We start from the raw sequence: 19,355 nt of genomic DNA, 5'->3' as shown, positions 1-19,355 counted from the left end.
AGACAAGGCAAACCATGCAGCGTCGCGCTTTACTGTCACTGACGGCTTCCGCCGCCGCCCTGAGCCTGGCTGGCTGTGGTTTTCAGCTGCGCAAGGCGCCCGACTACGCCTTCACAACCCTGTTCAGCGGCCTTCCCGAATCATCGCCGCTGGGCGTGGAATTGCGGCGCTCGCTGGAGTCCACCCGCAAGGTCAAGGTGATCACCGACGGCCGGCAGATCAAGGATGCGCAGGTCATTCTGGATGTGCTGGGCGACCAGCGGGAAAAGCAGGTGCTCAGCCGCAACGCCTCCGGCCAGGTGCGCGAGTTCCAGTTGCGCATGCGTTTTCGTTTCAAGCTGCGCACGCTGGCGGGCAAGGAGCTGATTCCGGAGACCGAGATCCTGCAGCAGCGCGACATCAGCTTCAACGAGTCCGCCGTGCTGGCCAAGGAGGCGGAGGAGAACCTGCTTTACCGCGACATGCAAAGCGACATCGTCCAGCAGGTCCTGCGCCGCCTGGCGGCCGTGACGGAAATCTAGGCGCTACCGGGCGCCGGCCCTTCGCACTAGCGCCGCATCAGCGTGCTCTTGCCGAACAGGCTTTCCATCAGGTCCAGTGCCACTTCGGCCGTGCCGTTGCGCACATCCAGCGCCGGGTTGAGCTCCATCACATCCAGCGATGCCAGCCGGCCGGTGTCGGCAATCATCTCCATGCACAGCTGGGCCTCGCGGTAGGTCGGCCCACCCTTGACGGCGGTGCCCACACCGGGCGCAAACGAGGCGTCCAGAAAGTCGACATCAAAACTCACATGCAGGTGGGTGTTGTCGTCCATGCCGGCCAGTGCCGCCTGCATGGTGTGGCGCATGCCCATTTCGTCGATGTAACGCATGTCGAACACTTCGAGGCCCAATTCCCGGACAAAGCGCTTTTCGCCCTGGTCCACGCTGCGGATGCCGATCTGCCGCACGGCCGAGGGCTGGATGGCGGGCACCACGCCGCCTATGCCGGTCAGCTCGGCAGGCCCGTGGCCGCACAGCACGGCCACCGGCATGCCGTGCGTGTTGCCGGTGGGCGTCAGGTCGTTGGTGTTGAAGTCGGCATGGGCGTCCAGCCACAGCACGCGCAGGTTCTGACCGGTCTTGCGGCAGTGGCGCGCCACCGCGCTGATGGAGCCAATGGCCAGGCAATGGTCGCCTCCCAGCAAAATCGGCATGTCGTTTTCGCTGAGCGCGGTATGCACGGCCTCATGCACCGAACGGTTCCACGCAGCCACTTCGGCCAGGTGGCGGTAGCCGTTAACGGATGCTTGCCAGGGGTTGGCCGGTCCCACCAGATTGCCCTGGTCCGCGACGGTCAGGCCGTGGCCTTCCAGCGTTGCCTGCAGTCCCGCGACGCGCAGCGCTTCTGGGCCCATGGACGAGCCTCGGGTACTGGCGCCAATGTCGGTCGGGGCGCCAATCAGCCGGATGCGTCTGGTCATGTCGAGGTCAATTCGGCAGCGAAGGGTTTGACCAGTCCCGGGGCCGCCTGGGTTGTGCCCCCGGGGGCGGCTGCCAACAGGCCAAACAGGTTTTTCGGATTGTCCAGATCGGGAACCAAATCGATCTCCTGGCGCAGGCTTTGCACCTGCTGCAGTTTATACAAATAGCGCAGGGCCGAGTAATCCTCCAGCGCGAAGCCCACCGAGTCAAAAATCGTCACTTCAGCCGGCGAGGCGCGGCCGGCGGCCTCACCGCTGAGTACCTGGGCAAACTCCGTCACCGCAAAGTCGGCCGGCATTTGCTGGATCTCGCCTTCAATGCGCGACTGGGGCTCGTACTCCACGATCACGCGTGCGTCGGTGCGCCGCAGGATGTCGGCGTGCAACTCGGTCTTGCCCGGGCAGTCGCCTCCCACGGCGTTCAGATGCATGCCGGGCGCAATCATCTCGGGGGTCAGGATGATGGCATTGCGTTTGTCGGCTGTGACGGTGGTGACAACGTCGGCGCCCTGCACGGCGTCGGCGGCAGACTTGCACAGCCTGACCTGCAGGTCGCGCAGGCCCAGTTCGTGAAGGTTGCGCGCCAGCTTGTCCATTGCCTTGCGGTCCACGTCATGGAGCCGTATCTCCCGAATGCCCAGCATGTGGTGGAACGCGATGGCCTGGAATTCGCTTTGCGCGCCATTGCCGATCAGCGCCATGACGCGGCTGTCCGGCCGTGCCATCCAGCGCGCGGCCAGCGCCGACATGGCCGCCGTGCGCAACGCGGTGGTGACCGTCAGCTCGGACAGCAGCAGCGGGTAGCCGGTCTTGACGTCCGCCAGAACACCAAAGGCGGTGACTGTGAGCAGGCCGAGCGCGGTGTTTTTGGGATGACCGTTGACATACTTGAAGGAGTACATCTGGCCGTCGCTGGTCGGCATCAACTCGATGACACCCACCGGTGAATGAATGGCGTGGCGGGCGGACTTGTCAAATTCCCCCCAGCGCCGGTAGTCGGCCTCGATTTCGGCGGCCAGGCCCTCAATGAATACAGCGGGGCCCAGCGCGCCCACCATTTTCTGGATGTTTGCAATGCCAATATAGTCAACCATGGTCTGTCTTTCTTGTGTCTGCACGGTGTCGCCTGTGCGGTGTCGATGGCGGGCGGCTTCCCGGGCGGGAACAGGGGATGTCGCCCATTCAGGCCCCCTCAAACCCGTTCAAGGCTCCATTGTCTGAAGGAGCGGTGATAAAGAAAAGACAGAAAACCTTGCAATTTAAGCGGTTAATCGATCAAAGTGGCAGAAAAAATTGTCATTTTGATGGGTTCCACCCATTCCGGCCCACGGACAGAGGGCGCTAAACTTCAGCCATGGTGCGACTCGAAGTCGCTTCATTCGATCCTTGTGATCGTCTTTATCAGTGGATGGTTTCCCTCTCAGGAGGTTCCATTCAGCCCCCTCAAAAGGGTTAACTTTGTAGCAGCCAAATGGCTCTAATTTGGCTGCTCCAGCCCGCGCTTTCAGGGTGCGGTAATGGTGAATTGCGTCCCTAAGGGACGCAATTCGTTGCCAATTAGAGACATATTTCCGCAAGGAAAGGCTTTGTTGCCTCTTGTTGCAAATAACTTTGCAATGGGAAGTACTGGTAATGAGAGCGCTACCGCTCTCTGTGTCTTGTTTTCCACCAAAACCACGTCTGGAACGACGTGACCTCGACCGTACGTGCGTCTGGAGTAATCCGGGGGTGCGGAGCTACGGTTAAACAACCCGTGCGCAAGCACACAAGGCTGACGTGAGTCAGTCCCAATCCCACGAACAAGACGCGGGAAGGTTGCCGAGGTATAGGGTATGGGAAATGTAATGTGAACTCTCGTTCGAACCATCGCTAGAAGTGAGCAGCTAACGCTTGTCTCTCCCACAAGGGAGGAGCTGCGGCCAAAAGGCACGAAGTCAGGATGCGCCTGTCATGGACTGCGCATCGTTCCCAAACGACTTCCGGTGGATAGAGAGTCCCTAACCCCATCGGTCTGGCAGCCACCAGACTGGGCACAGAGGGAAACGAGGTAAGCCCCACTCACCGCCAGCCCCGCAAGGGGTTGGCAACCTGCGAGTAATCAAGGGCCATGGTGGAGGGGGTAGAGGAAGAGGCAAAAAGCAAATGCCTGTCTGTAATGGACAGGATAGGGCTCATGACCTGCGGTGAAAGCCGGCAGACTTGCCTCAGGTGCGACAGCGTAAAGCCGTTGCGACTTGTCAACGACCCAGAGGGTATCTGACCCTCTGGGTCAGTGCCTTCTTCAATGGGTCAACCTCACTGGAGAATGGTATGGAACACATCCGAAAGGATGCTGCGTCTCCGGGCGAATCAAGTGAATGGCACTCCATCGATTGGAAAGCCGTCATGCAATTCGTAGGAAAGGCGCAGATGCGCATAGCGCAGGCAGAAGCAGAAAAGGACTTCCGACGAGTCGCAAGACTCGGAAGGGGTTTGATTCGATCCTGGCAAGCCAAGGCATTGGCCGTCAGGAGAGTAACGGAAAACCAAGGGAAGCGAACGAGTGGCGTCGATTACGTACTTTGGGACACGCCAACAAAGAAATGGAATGCGATAGGTTGTCTGAACCCCAAAGGGTATCGGGCTCGCCCCCTAAGGCGGGTCTATATCCCGAAGGCCGGCGGAAAGGAACGCCCCCTGGGCATGCCGACTATGAAGGACAGAGCGATGCAAGCACTTTATCTGCTTGCGCTGGAACCGGCTGTGGAATGTGCGTCTGACCCGAACAGCTACGGCTTTCGGAAAGGGCGATCAACACATGATGCGCGGAGCCAGCTGTTCGTAACACTATCCCAAAAGGCTTCGGCCCAATGGGTATTGGATGCGGACATCTCTGGGTTCTTTGACAACATCAACCACGAGTGGCTGCTGAACCACGTCCACATGGACAAGGTGATGCTGCGCAAGTGGTTGAAATCTGGAGTCGTTGACGCGGGTCAGCTCCAGCGCACGGATGACGGTACGCCGCAGGGCGGGGTCATCTCGCCGGCGTTAGCGAACATCACCCTGAATGGTTTGGAAACGGGGCTCACGCAATTCCTCCGGGAAAAGTTGGGCGTCAAGCAGGCAGAAAAGGTGAAGGTGAACTTGGTAAGGTACGCAGATGACTTCGTGATAACGGGTAGTTCAAAAGACTTCCTTGAGACGACCGTCCGACCTTGGATTGTTGAATTCCTGCGCGAGCGGGGGTTGACACTGAACCAGGAAAAGACGCGCATTGTGCACATTGACCAAGGTTTTGATTTTCTGGGGTGGAACTTCCGTAAATACGGGGGCAAGCTACTCATCAAACCGAGCCAGAAAAACGTGAAAGCGTTCTATGCCAAGGTAAAAAAGGAAATCGTTGAATCGCTATCGAAGGTTCCGGTAGAAACGTTGATAAAGCGCCTGAACCCAATCCTCAAAGGTTGGGCTCAGTACCACAAGGGCACGGTTGCAAAACAGACTTTCAGCAAAATGGATTTTCTGATTTATTGGAGACTGATGCGCTGGGGCTTGCGAACGCATCCGCGCAAGACGGCGGGCTGGGTGTACGGCCATTACTGGAAACAGTGTGGTTCACGCAAACAATTCGCGGGATTGCAGGATGACCCGTCCGGAAGTGATGAAAGGATACCGCTGCCGCTGTATCTCCTGTCGGACATGAAAATTGTCCGGCACATCAAGGTCAAGGGGGATTACAACCCCTTCCACCCGGACTGGGTTGCCTACGGAGAGAAACTGCGAGTACGAAGGATGGGTGAAATCATCTGGAGCGCTCAAAGGGCCTCTCTGTGGTTCGACCAAGGTGGTAAATGCGCTCTCTGTCAGCAAGAAATCGACTTGGCTGATGAAAACATGGACGATCACCATATCGTCTATAGGCAGTTTGGAGGGAGTGATGCTCTCTCCAACCGGGTGCTGTTACATCCGGTATGTCACAGGCGTGTCCACGCCCTAGGTTTGAAGGTTATCAAGCCGGTCCCCGGTACGGGGGACTTTAATCTGGCGAAGCAGTCGAAGGTTATGCAACCTGTTGAAGCTGTGTAGTCAGTGGTCGTACGTGAGCCGTGTGCGGTGAAAGTCGCAAGCTCGGTTCGATGGGGGGGATATCATCGAGAGATGGTATCCCTACCCTCCAACCTGGCCCCCGCGCAACTGTCCGAGCACCTCAAGCGCGGCTTGAAAAGCCTTTACACGCTGCATGGCGATGAGCCCTTGCTGGTGCAGGAGTTCGCCGATGCCCTGCGCGCGGCGGCCCGGGAGCAGGGCTACACCGAACGCACCGTACACACGGTGGCCGGGGCGCATTTCGACTGGAGCGAGGTGCTGGCCAGTGGCGGCTCGCTGAGCCTGTTTGCCGACAGGCAGATTGTCGAGATCCGCATTCCCAGCGGCAAACCCGGCAAGGACGGGTCGGTCGCGCTGCAGCAGCTGGCCGAGCGCGCCCAGGGCGACGACTCCACGCTCACGCTGGTGCTGCTGCCCCGGCTGGACAGCATGACCGCCAAGGGCGCCTGGTTTGGCGCGCTCGACAGCTTTGGCGTCACGGTGAAGTTCGACCCGATTGACCGGCGCAACCTGCCGCAATGGATTGCCCAGCGCCTGCAACAGCAGGGCCAGCGCGTGGCGGCAGGTGAAGAAGGCCAGCGCACCCTGCAGTTTTTTGCCGACCGGGTGGAAGGCAACCTGCTGGCCGCGCACCAGGAGATCCAGAAGCTGGGCTTGCTGTACCCCGCCCAGGAAGACGGCATCCTCAGTTTTGACCAGGTGGAAAACGCGGTGCTGAATGTGGCGCGCTATGACGTGTTCAAGCTGTCGGAGGCCGTGCTTGGCGGCCAGGCGGTGCGCGTGGCGCGCATGCTCGACGGCCTGCAGTCCGAGGGCGAGTCTGAAGTGCTGGTGCACTGGGCGCTGAGTGAAGACATCCGCAGCATGAAGCGGGTGAAAGACGCGATCCAGGCCGGCCGGCCCATGCCGATGGCCCTGCGCGAAAACCGCGTCTGGGGCATCAAGGAAAAACTGTTTGAACGTGTGCTGCCCCAGATGGGCGACACCACGCTGGCCAACCTGCTGCATGCCGCGCACAAGGTCGACGGCATCGTCAAGGGCCTGAAGCAGCCCGACTGGCCGGCCGACGGCTGGCAGGCCCTGCACCGGCTGGCCGGCATGGTCTGCCGGGAGTGCGCGGCACCGTCCGCTGCGCCTCGCGGGTTGCGCAATCCGGTGGAGATCGCACGGGGCTAGAGGCATGCAGCACACGGCCTCGCTCTCCAAAAAACTCGTTCGCATAGGCGCCAGCCTGCTGGTCGTTTCGCTGATCTCCATCGGGCTGACCCTTTGGGTGACGTGGCAGCTCGAGGGAGGCGCAGCGGCCGTCAATGAGGCCGGGCGCATGCGCATGCAGACCTGGCGGCTGGTCAGCGCGGTGCAGGCCGGCGTGGAGCGCGCCGAGCTGCAGGGCCTCGTGGTCCGGTTCGATGAGAGTCTGGCCGTGCTGCGCGAGGGGGACCCTTCCAGGCCGCTGTTCGTGCCCTGGGACGACCAGGTGCGCCAGCGTTTTGCCGAAGTCGAGTCCCTGTGGCGCGATCAGCGGCCGTTGTGGCTGGCCGAACCGGCTCCGCAGGTGCAGGTCCTGCAGAAGGCCGGGGAGGAGTTTGTGGCGGCCAGCGACCGCCTGGTGCTGGTGATCGAGCAGCACCAGTCCCGGCTGACCGCCATCCTGAACCTGTTTCAGCTCCTGCTGCTGGCACTGGCCATTGGTGGGGCGGTCATCATGCTCTATACCGGGTACATGTATGTGATCAACCCCCTGGGGCAGCTTCGCCAGGGCTTGCGCAAGCTGGAGTCCGGGGATTTCAGGACGCGTATCGAGGTCGACACCGTGGACGAGTTTGGCCAGGTAGCGGCCGGCTTCAACCACATGGCGGCGACCCTGCAGTCGCTCTATGAAGGGCTGGAAGCCAAGGTCGAGGCCAAGACGCGGCGCATCGAGGCGCAACACGCCCGGCTCGAGGCGCTCTACAAGGTCAGCGCATTTCTGGCCCAGGCCGGGAGCATTGACGAGCTGGCGCGCGGGTTTGCCCAGCGCGTGCGCGCCGTGATGAAGGCCGACGCGGCAGCGGTCCGCTGGTCTGACGATGCCAACCAGCGTTACCTGATGCTGGCTTCCGACTGCTTTCCGCAGGACCTGGTGGAGGAAGAGCGCAGCCTGCTGGCCGGGGCCTGTGCCTGCGGCAACCTGCGGCCGGACGCGCGCACCCGCGTGATTCCGATTCTCAGCCACGACGAAGCGCCCGTTCGCCATTGCGCCAAGGTGGGCTACGAAAGCGTGGTCAGCGTGCCGATACGGCTGCAGCAGCGCCTGCTCGGCGAGTTCAACCTGTTCTTTCGCGCGCCTGTCCTGCTGAGCGCCGACGAAATCGAACTGCTGGATGCGCTGGCCAGCCACCTGGCCAGTTCGCTGGAAGGTTTGCGCGCCGACGCCCTGGACCGGGAGGCGGCGGTTGCGGAGGAGCGCGCGCTGCTGGCGCGCAACCTGCATGACTCGATTGCGCAGTCGCTGGCATTTCTCAAGATCCAGGTGCAGCTGCTGCGGACAGCCGTGCAGAAGGGGCAGGAGCCCCAGGTGCAGGGCGCACTCGACGAACTGGACCTCGGGCTGCGCGAAAGCATTGGCGACGTTCGCGAACTGCTGGTGCATTTCCGCACGCGCACCAACACCGACGACATCGAGCAGGCGCTGCAGGAAACGCTGCAGAAATTCCAGAGCCAGACAGCTTTGCCTGCACAGCTGCAGGTCCAGGGTCAGGGTCTCCCGCTGCCGTCCGACGTTCAGGTGCAGGTGCTGCACGTGGTGCAGGAGGCGCTGTCCAATGTGCGCAAGCATGCCGGCGCCACGCAGGTCGACCTGGAAGTGGCCAAGGGCGCGCGCTGGCGTTTTGTGGTGCGCGACAACGGTGCCGGTTTCGATACCGGAAAGCACCCGGGAGAGTCGCATGTCGGCCTCAACATCATGCGCGAGCGTGCCGGGCGCATCGGTGCCGAGGTGGACATTGTCTCCACGGCGGGTCAGGGAACCACGGTGACGCTGACACTGCCGCCGCATCCGGAGGTGAGCGGCGGTGTGGCGACGAAGATACCGGATCCGGCACCCGCCGACTGAGGAATGAACACGATGAAAGCTGTTGAATTGCTGGTAGTCGACGACCACACCCTGTTTCGCCGCGGACTCGTTGCGCTGCTGTCGCAGGATGGGCGCTTCGAAGTCGCTGGCGAGGCCGGCGATATCGGCGAGGCGCTGCGTTGCGTGGAGCGCAGCAAGCCGGACCTGATCCTGCTGGACAACCACCTGCCGGGCGTTCTTGGCGTGGATGGCATCGCAGCGCTCAAGGACGCGGCCCCGGGCACCCGCATCCTGATGTTGACCGTCAGCGAAAACGAGGACGATCTGGCTGCGGCGCTGCAGGCCGGCGCTGACGGCTATCTGCTGAAAACCGTGGAACTCGACAGCCTGTCCGAATCCATCATCAAGGTCCTGGACGGTGAATCCGTTGTCAGTCCGGAAATGATGACCAAGCTGGTGGCCGCCTTCCGGTCCCGGGCGCTGTCGTCTGCAACCGGCGAGACCGCAGCGAACGAGGAAGGCCACGACGAGGCAGCACCGGTACCGGGCAGGCAGGACGATTCGGCCATTGCGCTGCTTTCGGCGCGTGAGCGCGAGGTTCTGGCCCGGATCTCGCACGGTGACAGCAACAAGGTGATTGCGCGCAAGCTCGACATCGCGGAGACCACGGTGAAGATTCACGTGCAGCACATTCTGCGCAAGCTTCAGCTCAGTTCGCGGGTGCAGGCCGCCGTATACGCGGCCGCCCATGACCTGGGTTGACAAAGATCAACGCCGGGGCTGATTGATCCGGCAGTAGTTCTTCAGAACGATGGCGGCCCGGCCGCCATCGCCTTTTCTGCCTGATCTGCACGTTCCAAAGGAGGATGTTCAAGGGGGCGGGAAAGGTCGACAGTCATGCCATGTGTCTGGAGAAACATGCATGACCTCTGAACTGGGTAATTCAAGAAAAGCGTGGTCGGTGCTCATTGTCAGCACGCTGGCGTTCACCGTTTGCTTCATGGTCTGGATGATGTTCGGCGTCATCGGCATACCGATCAAGAAGATGCTCAACCTCAACGCCACGGAGTTCGGCCTGCTTGCGGCCACGCCCGTGCTGACGGGCTCCCTGATCCGCGTTCCGCTGGGTATCTGGACCGACCGCTACGGCGGGCGCATGGTCATGGCGATCCTGATGGCTGTCACGGTCCCCGCGATCTGGCTCATGAGTTACGCCACCGCGTACTGGCATTTTCTGGTGATCGGCCTGTTTGTGGGCCTGGCCGGCGGTTCGTTCTCTGTGGGTACGCCCTATGTGGCGCGCTGGTTTCCGAAAAACCGCCAGGGCATGGCGATGGGCGTCTATGGCGCCGGCAATTCGGGCGCTGCCGTCAACAAGTTTGTGGCGCCCGTGTTGCTGGTGGCTTTCGGCTGGGCCATGGTGCCGCAGGTGTATGCCGTCATCATGCTGGGCGCGCTGGTGCTGTTCTGGCTGTTCAGCTACAGCGACCCTTCGCACCTGGTGCCCAGCCACGTCAAGTTCAGCGACCAGCTCAAGGCGCTGAAAGACCCCAAGGTGATCAAGTACTGCCAGTACTACAGCATCGTGTTCGGCGGCTATGTGGCGCTGTCGCTCTGGATGGTTCAGTACTACGTCGGTGAATTTGGCCTGGATATCCGTGTGGCGGCCTTGCTGGCGGCGTGCTTCTCGCTGCCGGGCGGCGTGTTGCGCGCTTTCGGCGGCGTGCTGTCCGACAGATACGGCGCGCACAGCGTCACCTGGTGGGTGATGTGGGTGAGCTGGGTCTGCCTGTTCCTGCTGTCCTACCCGCAGACCGACTTCACCATCCTCACGGTCAACGGACCCGCAAGCTTTCACATCGGGCTGAACGTCTACACCTTCACCGCGCTGATGTTCACGCTGGGCATCGCCTGGGCCTTCGGCAAGGCCAGTGTTTTCAAGTACATCAGCGAAGACTACGGCGCGAACATCGGCGGCATCAGCGGCATCGTGGGCCTGGCAGGCGGCCTGGGTGGCTTTGTGCTGCCCATCATCTTCGGTGGGCTGATGGACCTGACCGGCATCCGCTCCAGCGCCTTCATGTTCATGTACGGCGTGGTCTGCGTTTCACTGATGTGGATGTACTGGACCGAAGTCCGCGGTACTGAAGTCATGGGCAGGAACGCGGCTGGCGCTCAGGCCTGAAACGGAACCCTTTTCGAGAAATCACCATGAATACAAAAACCATTTCCGGCACCGCTTCCACCAGTTCCACCGTTTCCGGTGTTGACATCATCGACTGGCGTCCCGAGGACGACCAGTTCTGGGAGAGCACGGGAAAACGCATCGCCTACCGCAACCTCTGGATCTCCGTGCCCAGCCTGCTGTGCGGCTTTGCCGTCTGGGGCATGTGGGGCATCATCACGGTCCAGATGCTCAACCTGGGCTTTCCATTCACCCAGGCCGAGCTGTTCACGCTGACGGCCATTGCGGGCCTGGCTGGCGCCACCATGCGCATTCCGGCGTCCTTCCTGATCCGGCTGGCCGGCGGGCGCAACACCATTTTCCTGACGACCTCCATGCTGCTGGCGCCAGCGATAGGCACCGGCATCGTGCTCCAGCACCCCGAATGGCCCTTGTGGTCCTTCCAGCTGATGGCCCTGTGGTCGGGGGTGGGTGGCGGAAATTTCGCCAGCTCCATGTCCAACATCAGCACCTTTTTCCCCAAGCGCTTGCAGGGCACGGCGCTGGGGCTCAATGCGGGACTGGGCAATTTCGGTGTCACGGCCATGCAGGTCGTGATCCCGCTGGTGATGACGCTGAGCGTCTTCGGCAGCTTCGGGGGAGATTCGATGACCCTGGTGAAGGACAGCGGCTGGATTTTCGGAAAAATCGTCGCCGGCACGCCCACCTGGATCCAGAACGCCGGCTTCACCTGGCTGCTGTCGCTGGTGCCGCTGTCGATTCTCTGCTTCTTCGGCATGAACAACCTCACGACGGTGTCGCCCGCGATTGGCGGCACGATCCCGGCCTTTCTCAAGATCATCTGGCTGTACACGCTGTCGTTTGTGCCGGCCGGCATCGGCCTGTATCTCTACCTGCCCAAGCCCACCGGGCTGGGCCTGCTGAACATGTGGATTGCGATGCCCCTGATCGTGGCCAGCACCCTGATGGTGCTGAAGGTCACGGCCTTTGGCCCGATGAAGGAAAACATTGCCAAGCAGTTCGCGATTTTCAGCAACAAGCACACCTGGTCGCTGACCCTGCTGTACATCGTGACTTTCGGCTCGTTCATCGGCTTTTCGATGGCCTTGCCGCTCGCCATCACGGTGATCTTCGGCATCAGCCACGTGCCGGACGCGGCAGGCGTCATTCAGCACACATTGAAAAATCCGAACGCACCCTCGGCACTGACCTTCGCCTGGATAGGCCCCTTTGTCGGCGCCTTGATCCGGCCCGTGGGAGGGTGGGTGTCGGACAAGGTCGGCGGCTCCATCGTGACCCAAATCATTTCCGCTGTCATGGTCGTCGCTTCGGCCGCGGTCGGCTACGTCATGCTGCTGGCCTACAAGTCGGCCGCGCCCGAGCAGTACTTCCTGCTCTTCATGGTGCTGTTCGTCGTGCTGTTTGCGGCCAGCGGCATCGGCAACGGCTCCACCTTCCGCACCATTGGCGTCATCTTCGACCGCCAGCAGGCCGGCCCTGTGCTCGGCTGGACTTCGGCCATTGCCGCTTACGGCGCCTTCATCGCCCCGGTGGTGATCGGTGCACAGATCAAGGCCGGCACGCCGGAAAACGCGATGTATGGCTTTGCCATCTTCTATGCCCTGTGCCTGGTGCTCAACTGGTGGTTCTACCTGCGCCGCGGCGCCGAGATCAAGAACCCCTGACTCACCGCCCATCCGTTTTTTACCGCCTTACCGGAGAACCAAATGAGTCATTTTCTTGATCGACTGAATCACTTTTCAAATCCACGGGAATCCTTTTCTGGCAGCCACGGTGTCACCACCGCGGAAGACCGCACCTGGGAGGACGCCTATCGCAACCGCTGGGCGCACGACAAGATTGTGCGCAGCACCCACGGCGTCAACTGCACGGGATCGTGTTCGTGGAAGATTTATGTCAAGGGCGGCATCGTGACCTGGGAAACCCAGCAGACCGACTACCCGCGCACGCGCTGGGACATGCCCAACCACGAGCCGCGCGGCTGCTCGCGCGGCGCCAGCTACAGCTGGTACCTGTACAGCGCCAACCGGGTCAAGTACCCCATGGTGCGCGCCCGGCTGCTCAAGCACTGGCGCGAAGCACGCCTGACGCTGGCGCCGGTCGAGGCCTGGGCGGCGGTGGTGCAGGACGACGCCAGGCGGCGCGACTACCAGAGCGTGCGTGGCCTCGGCGGTTTTGTGCGCTCAAGCTGGGACGAGGTCAACGAGATCATCGCCGCTTCCAACATTCACACGATCAAGAAACATGGCGCCGACCGCATCATCGGCTTCTCGCCTATCCCGGCGATGTCCATGGTCAGCTACGCCTCGGGCTCGCGCTACCTGTCGCTGATTGGCGGCGTGTGCATGAGTTTTTACGACTGGTACTGCGACCTGCCTCCGTCGAGTCCGCAGGTCTGGGGTGAGCAGACCGACGTGCCGGAATCGGCCGACTGGTACAACTCGGGCTTCATCATCGCGTGGGGCTCCAACGTGCCGCAGACGCGTACCCCGGATGCACACTTTTTCACCGAAGTCCGCTACAAGGGCACCAAGACCGTCGCCATCACGCCCGACTATTCCGAGGTCGCCAAGCTCTCCGACCTCTGGCTGCACCCCAAGCAGGGCACCGACGCCGCCGTCGCCATGGCCATGGGGCATGTGATTCTGAAAGACTTCTATTTCGGCGGCAACGGCAAGCCGCGCTCGGCCTATTTCGACGACTACGCGCGCCGCTACACCGACCTGCCCATGCTCGTGATGCTCAAGGAGCACCTGCTGGAAAATGGCGAGACCGTCATGGTGCCAGACCGCTATGTGCGCGCGTCAGACTTCAACGGCAAGCTCGGCCAGGCGAACAACCCCGAGTGGAAAACGGTGGCCTTCGACGCGCAGGGCAAGGTCGTGTTGCCACACGGTGCCATCGGCTTTCGCTGGGGCCCGGACGGCCGGGCCGACGCTGGCCAGTGGAACCTTGAATCCAGAGAGGCGCGCCAGGGCGACGAGGTCAGGCTCAAGCTGTCGGTGATGGAGGGTGATGCGCCCAGCCAGGACAGCGCCAAAGTCGGCTTTCCGTATTTCGGCGGCATCCACCACGAGCACTTTCCGAACAACGAACAGGGTGATGTGCTGGTGCGCACGGTGCCGGTGCAGCGCATTTCGCTCGGCAAGGCGGGCGAGGAGCGTGCCGCCCTGGTGGCGACCGTGTTCGACCTGCAGGCCGCGCAATATGGCATTCCCCGCGGCTTGCCCGGCGAGCTGGCAGCGGCTGATTTCAACGACAACACGCCCTATACACCGGCCTGGCAGGAACAGATCACCGGTGTACCGCGCGATCAGGTGATCACCGTCGCACGCCAGTTTGCCGACAATGCCGAGAAGACCGAAGGCCGCTCGATGATCATCATCGGCGCCGGCATGAACCACTGGTACCACAGCGACATGAACTACCGCAGTGTCATCAACATGCTGATGATGTGCGGCTGCATCGGCAAGAGCGGTGGCGGCTGGGCGCACTATGTCGGCCAGGAAAAGCTGCGCCCGCAGACCGGCTGGACCCCGCTCGCCTTCGCGCTCGACTGGATCCGACCGCCGCGGCAGATGAACTCGACCAGCTTTTTCTACGCGCACACGGACCAGTGGCGCTACGAGAAGCTCGGTGTGGACGAGGTGCTGTCGCCGCTGGCGGACAAAAAGCTCTACGGCGGCAGCATGATCGACTACAACGTGCGTGCCGAACGCATGGGCTGGCTGCCGAGCGCGCCGCAGCTGCAGACCAATCCGATGCAGGTGGTGAAGGACGCGCAGGCCCAGGGGCTGGATGCGAAAGACTATGTCGTCAAGTCGCTCAAGGACGGCTCGCTCAAGATGAGCTGCGAGGACCCGGACCATCCGGATAACTGGCCGCGCAACATGTTTGTCTGGCGTTCCAACATCATCGGTTCGTCGGGCAAGGGGCACGAGTATTTCCTCAAGCATTTGCTCGGTACGGACAACGGCGTGCAGGGCAAGGACCTGGGTGAAGAACTGGACGCCCCCGAAGCGCTGCGCGCCTCCCCCACTGGGGGCACGACCGGCTTGGGGCGGCCCGGCGCCGGCCAAGGCAAACCCGAGGAAGTAGTCTGGCACGACAAGGCGCCCGAAGGCAAGCTCGACCTGCTGGTCACGCTCGACTTCCGCATGAGCACGACCTGCCTGTATTCCGACATCGTGCTGCCGACGGCGACCTGGTATGAAAAGAACGACCTCAACACCAGCGATATGCACCCCTTCATCCATCCGCTGTCCACGGCGGTGGATCCGGTGTGGCAATCGAAAAGCGACTGGGAAATCTACAAGGGCTTCGCGAAAAAATTCAGCGAGCTGTGTGAGGGTCACCTCGGTGTCGAGAAGGAAGTGGTCCTGACCCCGCTGATGCACGACTCGCCCGGTGAGCTGGCCCAGCCCTTTGAAGTCAAGGACTGGAAGCGTGGTGAATGCGACCTGGTACCCGGCAAGACGGCGCCGCAAATGCAGGTGGTTGAACGCGACTACCCCAATGTCTACAAACGCTTCACAGCGGTCGGCCCCTTGCTCAACAAGGTGGGCAACGGCGGCAAGGGCATCGCCTGGAACACCGAGACCGAAGTGCGACAGCTCGGTGAACTCAACGGCCTGGTGACCGAACCCGGCGTGACGCAGGGCATGCCCCGCATCAACAGCGACATCGACGCCTGCGAAATGGTGCTGCAGCTCGCCCCGGAAACCAACGGCCATGTGGCGGTGAAAGCCTGGGCGGCGCTCGGCAAGCAGACCGGCCGCGAGCACGCGCACCTGGCGCTGCACCGCGAGGATGAAAAAATCCGTTTCCGCGACATCCAGGCGCAGCCGCGCAAGATCATCAGCTCGCCGACCTGGAGCGGCATTGAATCGGAGACCGTGTCGTACAACGCCGGCTACACCAATGTGCATGAGTTGATCCCCTGGCGTACCCTCACGGGCCGCCAGCAGTTCTACCAGGACCACCCGTGGATGCTGGCTTTTGGCGAGGGCCTGGCCAGCTACCGGCCACCGGTGAACCTGAAGGCGACAGCGGGCGTGCACGGCATCCGTACCAATGGCAACACCGAGATATTGCTGAACTTCATCACGCCGCACCAGAAGTGGGGCATCCATTCGACCTATACCGATAACCTGCTCATGCTGACCCTGAGCCGGGGCGGGCCGATCGTCTGGCTCAGTGAAGATGATGCCAGGCTGATCGGCGTTGAAGACAACGACTGGATCGAGCTTTACAACGTCAACGGCGCGATTTCCGCGCGTGCGGTGGTCAGCCAGCGCGTCAAGCCCGGCATGGTGATGATGTACCACGCGCAGGAAAAAATCGTCAACACACCGGGCTCGGAGATCACCGGCCAGCGTGGCGGCATCCACAACTCGGTGACGCGCATTGTGCTCAAGCCGACCCACATGATTGGCGGCTACGCGCAGCTTTCCTGGGGCTTCAACTACTACGGGACCATAGGCACCAACCGCGATGAATTCGTCGTGGTGCGCAAGATGGACAAGGTGGACTGGCTGGATACGCCGCGCGATGACGAGCGTGCGTTCGCCGTGCAACAACTGGGAGAAGCAGCATGAAGGTACGCGCGCAAATCGGCATGGTGCTGAACCTGGACAAGTGCATTGGCTGCCACACCTGCTCAGTCACCTGCAAAAACGTCTGGACCAGCCGGACCGGCATGGAGTACGCCTGGTTCAACAACGTTGAAACCAAGCCCGGCATCGGTTACCCGAAGGAGTGGGAAAACCAGGACAAGTGGAACGGCGGCTGGATTCGCAAGAGCGACGGTTCGATTGAGCCGCGCCAGGGAGGCAAGTGGAAGCTGCTGATGCGCATCTTTGCCAACCCGAACATGCCGCAGATCGACGACTACTACGAGCCCTTCACCTTCGACTACGACCATTTGCAGTCGGCGCCCGAGATGAAGGCCGCACCAACGGCGCGCCCGCGCAGCCTGATCACCGGCAAGCGCATGGAGAAAATCGAATGGGGCCCGAACTGGGAGGAAATCCTGGGCGGTGAATTCTCCAAGCGCAGCAAGGACGCCAATCTGGCGAACTTCGACCAGGTCCAGAAAGACATGGTGGGTCAGTTCGAAAACACCTTCATGATGTATTTGCCGCGCCTGTGCGAGCATTGCCTGAACCCGGCCTGCGTGGCCTCCTGTCCTTCGGGCTCCATCTACAAGCGCGAGGAAGACGGCATCGTGCTGATCGACCAGGACAAGTGCCGCGGCTGGCGCATGTGTGTGTCGGGCTGCCCGTACAAAAAAATCTACTACAACTGGAAAAGCGGCAAGGCCGAGAAGTGCACGTTTTGCTATCCGCGCATCGAAGCCGGGCAACCCACCGTGTGCAGCGAAACCTGCGTCGGACGCATCCGTTACCTCGGCGTGGTGCTGTATGACGCCGACCGCATCCAGGAAGCGGCCAGTGTGGAAGACGACAAGGACCTGTACCAGGCCCAGCTCGACATCTTCCTGGACCCGAACGATCCGAAAGTGATTGAACAGGCGCGCAAGGACGGCATTCCAGAAGCCTGGCTGGAAGGCGCCCGCCGCAGTCCGGTCTACAAGATGGCTGTGGAATGGAAGGTGGCGTTGCCGCTGCATCCCGAGTACCGTACGCTGCCCATGGTCTGGTATGTGCCGCCGCTGTCGCCTATCACCTCGGCGGCCAATGCCGGACAGATCGGCATCAATGGCGAACTGCCCGACATCGCGCAGATGCGCATTCCCGTGCAGTACCTGGCCAACCTGCTGACGGCAGGCGACACTGCGCCGGTGATCCGTTCGCTGCAGCGCATGCTGGCCATGCGCTCCTACCAGCGCAGCAAGCATGTGGACCAGGTGCAGAACCTGGCCGTGCTGGAGCAGGCCGGGCTCTCGGTGGCCGAGGTCGAGGAGATGTACCACATCATGGCGATTGCCAACTACGAAGACCGTTTCGTGATTCCGACCACCCATCGCGAATACGCCGAGAACGCGTTCGACATGCGCGGTGGCTGCGGCTTCACCTTCGGCAACGGCTGCTCCGACGGCGCCAGCGACGTCAGCCTGTTTGGCGGCAACCGCAAACGAACTATTCCCATCAAGGTGGAGGTCTGAACCATGGCACTTTTTAACAACCCCACTATGGCTTCGAGAAGCCTGCGCGTGCTGGCCAGGCTGCTCGGTTATCCCGACGCCGGGTTGCGCGGCGACCTGGCAGCGCTGCGCGAGGCACTGCACGGTGAGCGTGCCTTGCCGCAGCAGCGCCTGGCAGAGCTTGACGCGCTGATCGATTCGCTGGCGCTCGCCGCGCCGCTCGATACCGAAGCCGCCTATGTGGAGCTCTTCGACCGCGGCCGTGCCACCTCGCTGCACCTGTTCGAGCATGTGCACGGCGACTCGCGCGACCGCGGGCCGGCCATGATTGACCTGGCGCAGACCTACGAGAAGGCTGGTCTTTTTCTGGCCGAAGGCGAGATGCCCGACTTTTTGCCGGTGGTGCTCGAGTTCACCTCGACGCAGCCGCCGTGCGAGGCACGCGAGTTCCTGGCCGAGATGGCGCATATTTTCAACGCGATCTTCTCGGCGCTGCAGCAGCGCGGCAGTGCTTATGCCTGCGTGCTGGGCGCGTTGCTGGAGCTGGCCGGAGAAAAGGCCCAGCCGGTTCAGGTTGCAGCCGAGGAACCGATAGATGCGGTCTGGGAAGAGCCGGTGGTTTTTGACGGCTGCTCTTCCAAAGGCCAGGCCCGGCCCGACCAGGCGCAACCGATTCACATTGTGCGCAAGGTGCGTCCCACCCAAGGAGTACAAGCATGACCACGCTGCACGGTTTTCTTTTTGGTGTCTACCCCTACATCTGCCTGACGGTGTTTCTGCTCGGCAGCCTGATCCGCTTTGACCGCGACCAGTACACCTGGAAAAGCGATTCCTCGCAGCTGCTTCGCAGCGGCTTGCTGCGCTGGGGCAGCAACCTGTTCCATGTCGGCATCCTTTTCCTGTTTTTCGGCCATCTGGTGGGTTTGCTGGCACCGCACGCCTTTTACGCGCATTTTCTCGAAGCGTCAGTCAAGCAGAAGATCGCCATTTACTCGGGCGGTGCGTTCGGCATCCTGTGTTTTATCGGCCTGTCGATGCTGATCTATCGCCGCGTCTTTGATCCGCGCATCCGTTACACCAGCCACAAAACCGACCTGGCCATCCTCCTGATTTTGTGGGTGCAGCTGGTGGTCGGGCTGATTACCCTGCCGTATTCGTGGGCGCATTCGGATGGCAGCGTGATGCTGATCCTGGCCGACTGGGCGCAGCGCATCCTCACGCTGCGGACGGTGGATTCTGCGGCGCTGGCCGGTCTGCCCTGGCCTTACCTTTTTCACATCGTGTTCGGAATGACGATTTTCCTGCTGTTTCCGTTCAGCCGCCTCGTGCATGTCTGGAGCGGGTTCGCGTCGGTGGGCTATCTGCTTCGTCCCTACCAGGTGGTGCGTAGCCGGCGCCTGGGCGTTCCCGGGGCCAAGTCGCCCGACGGCCGCTAGGT

General features: G+C 61.9%; 13 protein-coding genes. 11 read left to right on the top strand and 2 right to left on the bottom strand.

Annotation, left to right across the window (positions count from 1 at the left end; translation table 11 throughout):
• The first annotated feature begins 14 nt into the window (after positions 1-14).
• The gene (lptE, locus tag BPRO_RS23035; protein ID WP_011485474.1) at positions 15-521 is read left to right on the top strand and encodes an LPS assembly lipoprotein LptE; all 507 of its coding nucleotides are present in this window, start codon (positions 15-17) and stop codon (positions 519-521) included.
• A gap of 26 nt (positions 522-547) precedes the next feature.
• On the opposite strand, the gene rocF is transcribed toward lptE, so the two are convergent.
• Positions 548-1,462 carry an arginase gene (gene rocF, locus BPRO_RS23030; RefSeq protein WP_011485473.1) on the bottom strand — a complete coding sequence of 305 codons (915 nt, stop codon included), beginning with the start codon at positions 1,460-1,462 and terminating at the stop codon, positions 548-550.
• Positions 1,459-2,556 carry an ornithine cyclodeaminase gene (locus BPRO_RS23025; protein WP_011485472.1) on the bottom strand — a complete coding sequence of 366 codons (1,098 nt, stop codon included), beginning with the start codon at positions 2,554-2,556 and terminating at the stop codon, positions 1,459-1,461. Before BPRO_RS23025 ends, rocF begins: the two co-directional genes overlap by 4 nt.
• A 1,216-nt stretch (positions 2,557-3,772) precedes the next feature.
• Between BPRO_RS23025 and ltrA the strand changes: the two genes are divergently transcribed.
• From ltrA to narI, 10 genes are all read left to right on the top strand, one after another.
• Positions 3,773-5,530: a group II intron reverse transcriptase/maturase gene (gene ltrA, locus BPRO_RS23020; protein WP_011485471.1), complete on the top strand. Its 1,758-nt coding sequence runs from the start codon at positions 3,773-3,775 to the stop codon at positions 5,528-5,530.
• Positions 5,531-5,602: 72 nt separating this feature from the next.
• Entirely contained in the window at positions 5,603-6,727 is a 1,125-nt protein-coding gene (gene holA, locus BPRO_RS23015; protein WP_011485470.1) for a DNA polymerase III subunit delta, read from the top strand.
• 4 nt (positions 6,728-6,731) lie between these two features.
• Complete coding sequence (locus tag BPRO_RS23010) at positions 6,732-8,645, top strand: type IV pili methyl-accepting chemotaxis transducer N-terminal domain-containing protein (protein ID WP_011485469.1); 1,914 nt, start codon at positions 6,732-6,734, stop codon at positions 8,643-8,645.
• A 3-nt stretch (positions 8,646-8,648) separates the two neighbouring features.
• A complete protein-coding gene (locus BPRO_RS23005; protein ID WP_041389033.1) occupies positions 8,649-9,368 on the top strand; it encodes a response regulator in 720 nt (239 codons plus the stop codon).
• Positions 9,369-9,528: 160 nt separating this feature from the next.
• Positions 9,529-10,791 carry an MFS transporter gene (locus BPRO_RS23000; RefSeq protein WP_011485467.1) on the top strand — a complete coding sequence of 421 codons (1,263 nt, stop codon included), beginning with the start codon at positions 9,529-9,531 and terminating at the stop codon, positions 10,789-10,791.
• 26 nt (positions 10,792-10,817) lie between these two features.
• Complete coding sequence (locus tag BPRO_RS22995; protein ID WP_011485466.1) at positions 10,818-12,476, top strand: antiporter; 1,659 nt, start codon at positions 10,818-10,820, stop codon at positions 12,474-12,476.
• A gap of 42 nt (positions 12,477-12,518) precedes the next feature.
• Positions 12,519-16,409 carry a nitrate reductase subunit alpha gene (locus BPRO_RS22990; RefSeq protein ID WP_011485465.1) on the top strand — a complete coding sequence of 1,297 codons (3,891 nt, stop codon included), beginning with the start codon at positions 12,519-12,521 and terminating at the stop codon, positions 16,407-16,409.
• Positions 16,406-17,938, top strand: a complete 1,533-nt coding sequence (narH, locus tag BPRO_RS22985) for a nitrate reductase subunit beta (protein ID WP_011485464.1) — start codon at positions 16,406-16,408, stop codon at positions 17,936-17,938. Before BPRO_RS22990 ends, narH begins: the two co-directional genes overlap by 4 nt.
• A gap of 3 nt (positions 17,939-17,941) precedes the next feature.
• A complete protein-coding gene (gene narJ / locus BPRO_RS22980) occupies positions 17,942-18,637 on the top strand; it encodes a nitrate reductase molybdenum cofactor assembly chaperone (RefSeq protein WP_011485463.1) in 696 nt (231 codons plus the stop codon).
• Complete coding sequence (narI, locus tag BPRO_RS22975; protein WP_011485462.1) at positions 18,634-19,353, top strand: respiratory nitrate reductase subunit gamma; 720 nt, start codon at positions 18,634-18,636, stop codon at positions 19,351-19,353. The genes narJ and narI overlap by 4 nt, the downstream gene beginning before the upstream one ends.
• Positions 19,354-19,355 lie beyond the last annotated feature (2 nt).

The organism is Polaromonas sp. JS666 (genome assembly GCF_000013865.1).
Taxonomy (GTDB): domain Bacteria; phylum Pseudomonadota; class Gammaproteobacteria; order Burkholderiales; family Burkholderiaceae_C; genus Polaromonas.
This window is presented reverse-complemented; position numbering and strand designations above follow the sequence as displayed.

Excerpts from the sequence above, each read along its gene's own strand:
- BPRO_RS23005 (WP_041389033.1), top strand. The coding sequence starts at position 8,649 with ATGAACACGATGAAAGCTGTTGAATTGCTGGTAGTCGACGACCACACC.
- narH (WP_011485464.1), top strand. The coding sequence starts at position 16,406 with ATGAAGGTACGCGCGCAAATCGGCATGGTGCTGAACCTGGACAAGTGC.
- BPRO_RS22995 (WP_011485466.1), top strand. The coding sequence starts at position 10,818 with ATGAATACAAAAACCATTTCCGGCACCGCTTCCACCAGTTCCACCGTT.
- lptE (WP_011485474.1), top strand. The coding sequence starts at position 15 with ATGCAGCGTCGCGCTTTACTGTCACTGACGGCTTCCGCCGCCGCCCTG.
- BPRO_RS23025 (WP_011485472.1), bottom strand. The coding sequence starts at position 2,556 with ATGGTTGACTATATTGGCATTGCAAACATCCAGAAAATGGTGGGCGCG.
- holA (WP_011485470.1), top strand. The coding sequence starts at position 5,603 with ATGGTATCCCTACCCTCCAACCTGGCCCCCGCGCAACTGTCCGAGCAC.
- rocF (WP_011485473.1), bottom strand. The coding sequence starts at position 1,462 with ATGACCAGACGCATCCGGCTGATTGGCGCCCCGACCGACATTGGCGCC.
- BPRO_RS23000 (WP_011485467.1), top strand. The coding sequence starts at position 9,529 with ATGACCTCTGAACTGGGTAATTCAAGAAAAGCGTGGTCGGTGCTCATT.
- narJ (WP_011485463.1), top strand. The coding sequence starts at position 17,942 with ATGGCACTTTTTAACAACCCCACTATGGCTTCGAGAAGCCTGCGCGTG.
- narI (WP_011485462.1), top strand. The coding sequence starts at position 18,634 with ATGACCACGCTGCACGGTTTTCTTTTTGGTGTCTACCCCTACATCTGC.
- BPRO_RS23010 (WP_011485469.1), top strand. The coding sequence starts at position 6,732 with ATGCAGCACACGGCCTCGCTCTCCAAAAAACTCGTTCGCATAGGCGCC.
- BPRO_RS22990 (WP_011485465.1), top strand. The coding sequence starts at position 12,519 with ATGAGTCATTTTCTTGATCGACTGAATCACTTTTCAAATCCACGGGAA.
- ltrA (WP_011485471.1), top strand. The coding sequence starts at position 3,773 with ATGGAACACATCCGAAAGGATGCTGCGTCTCCGGGCGAATCAAGTGAA.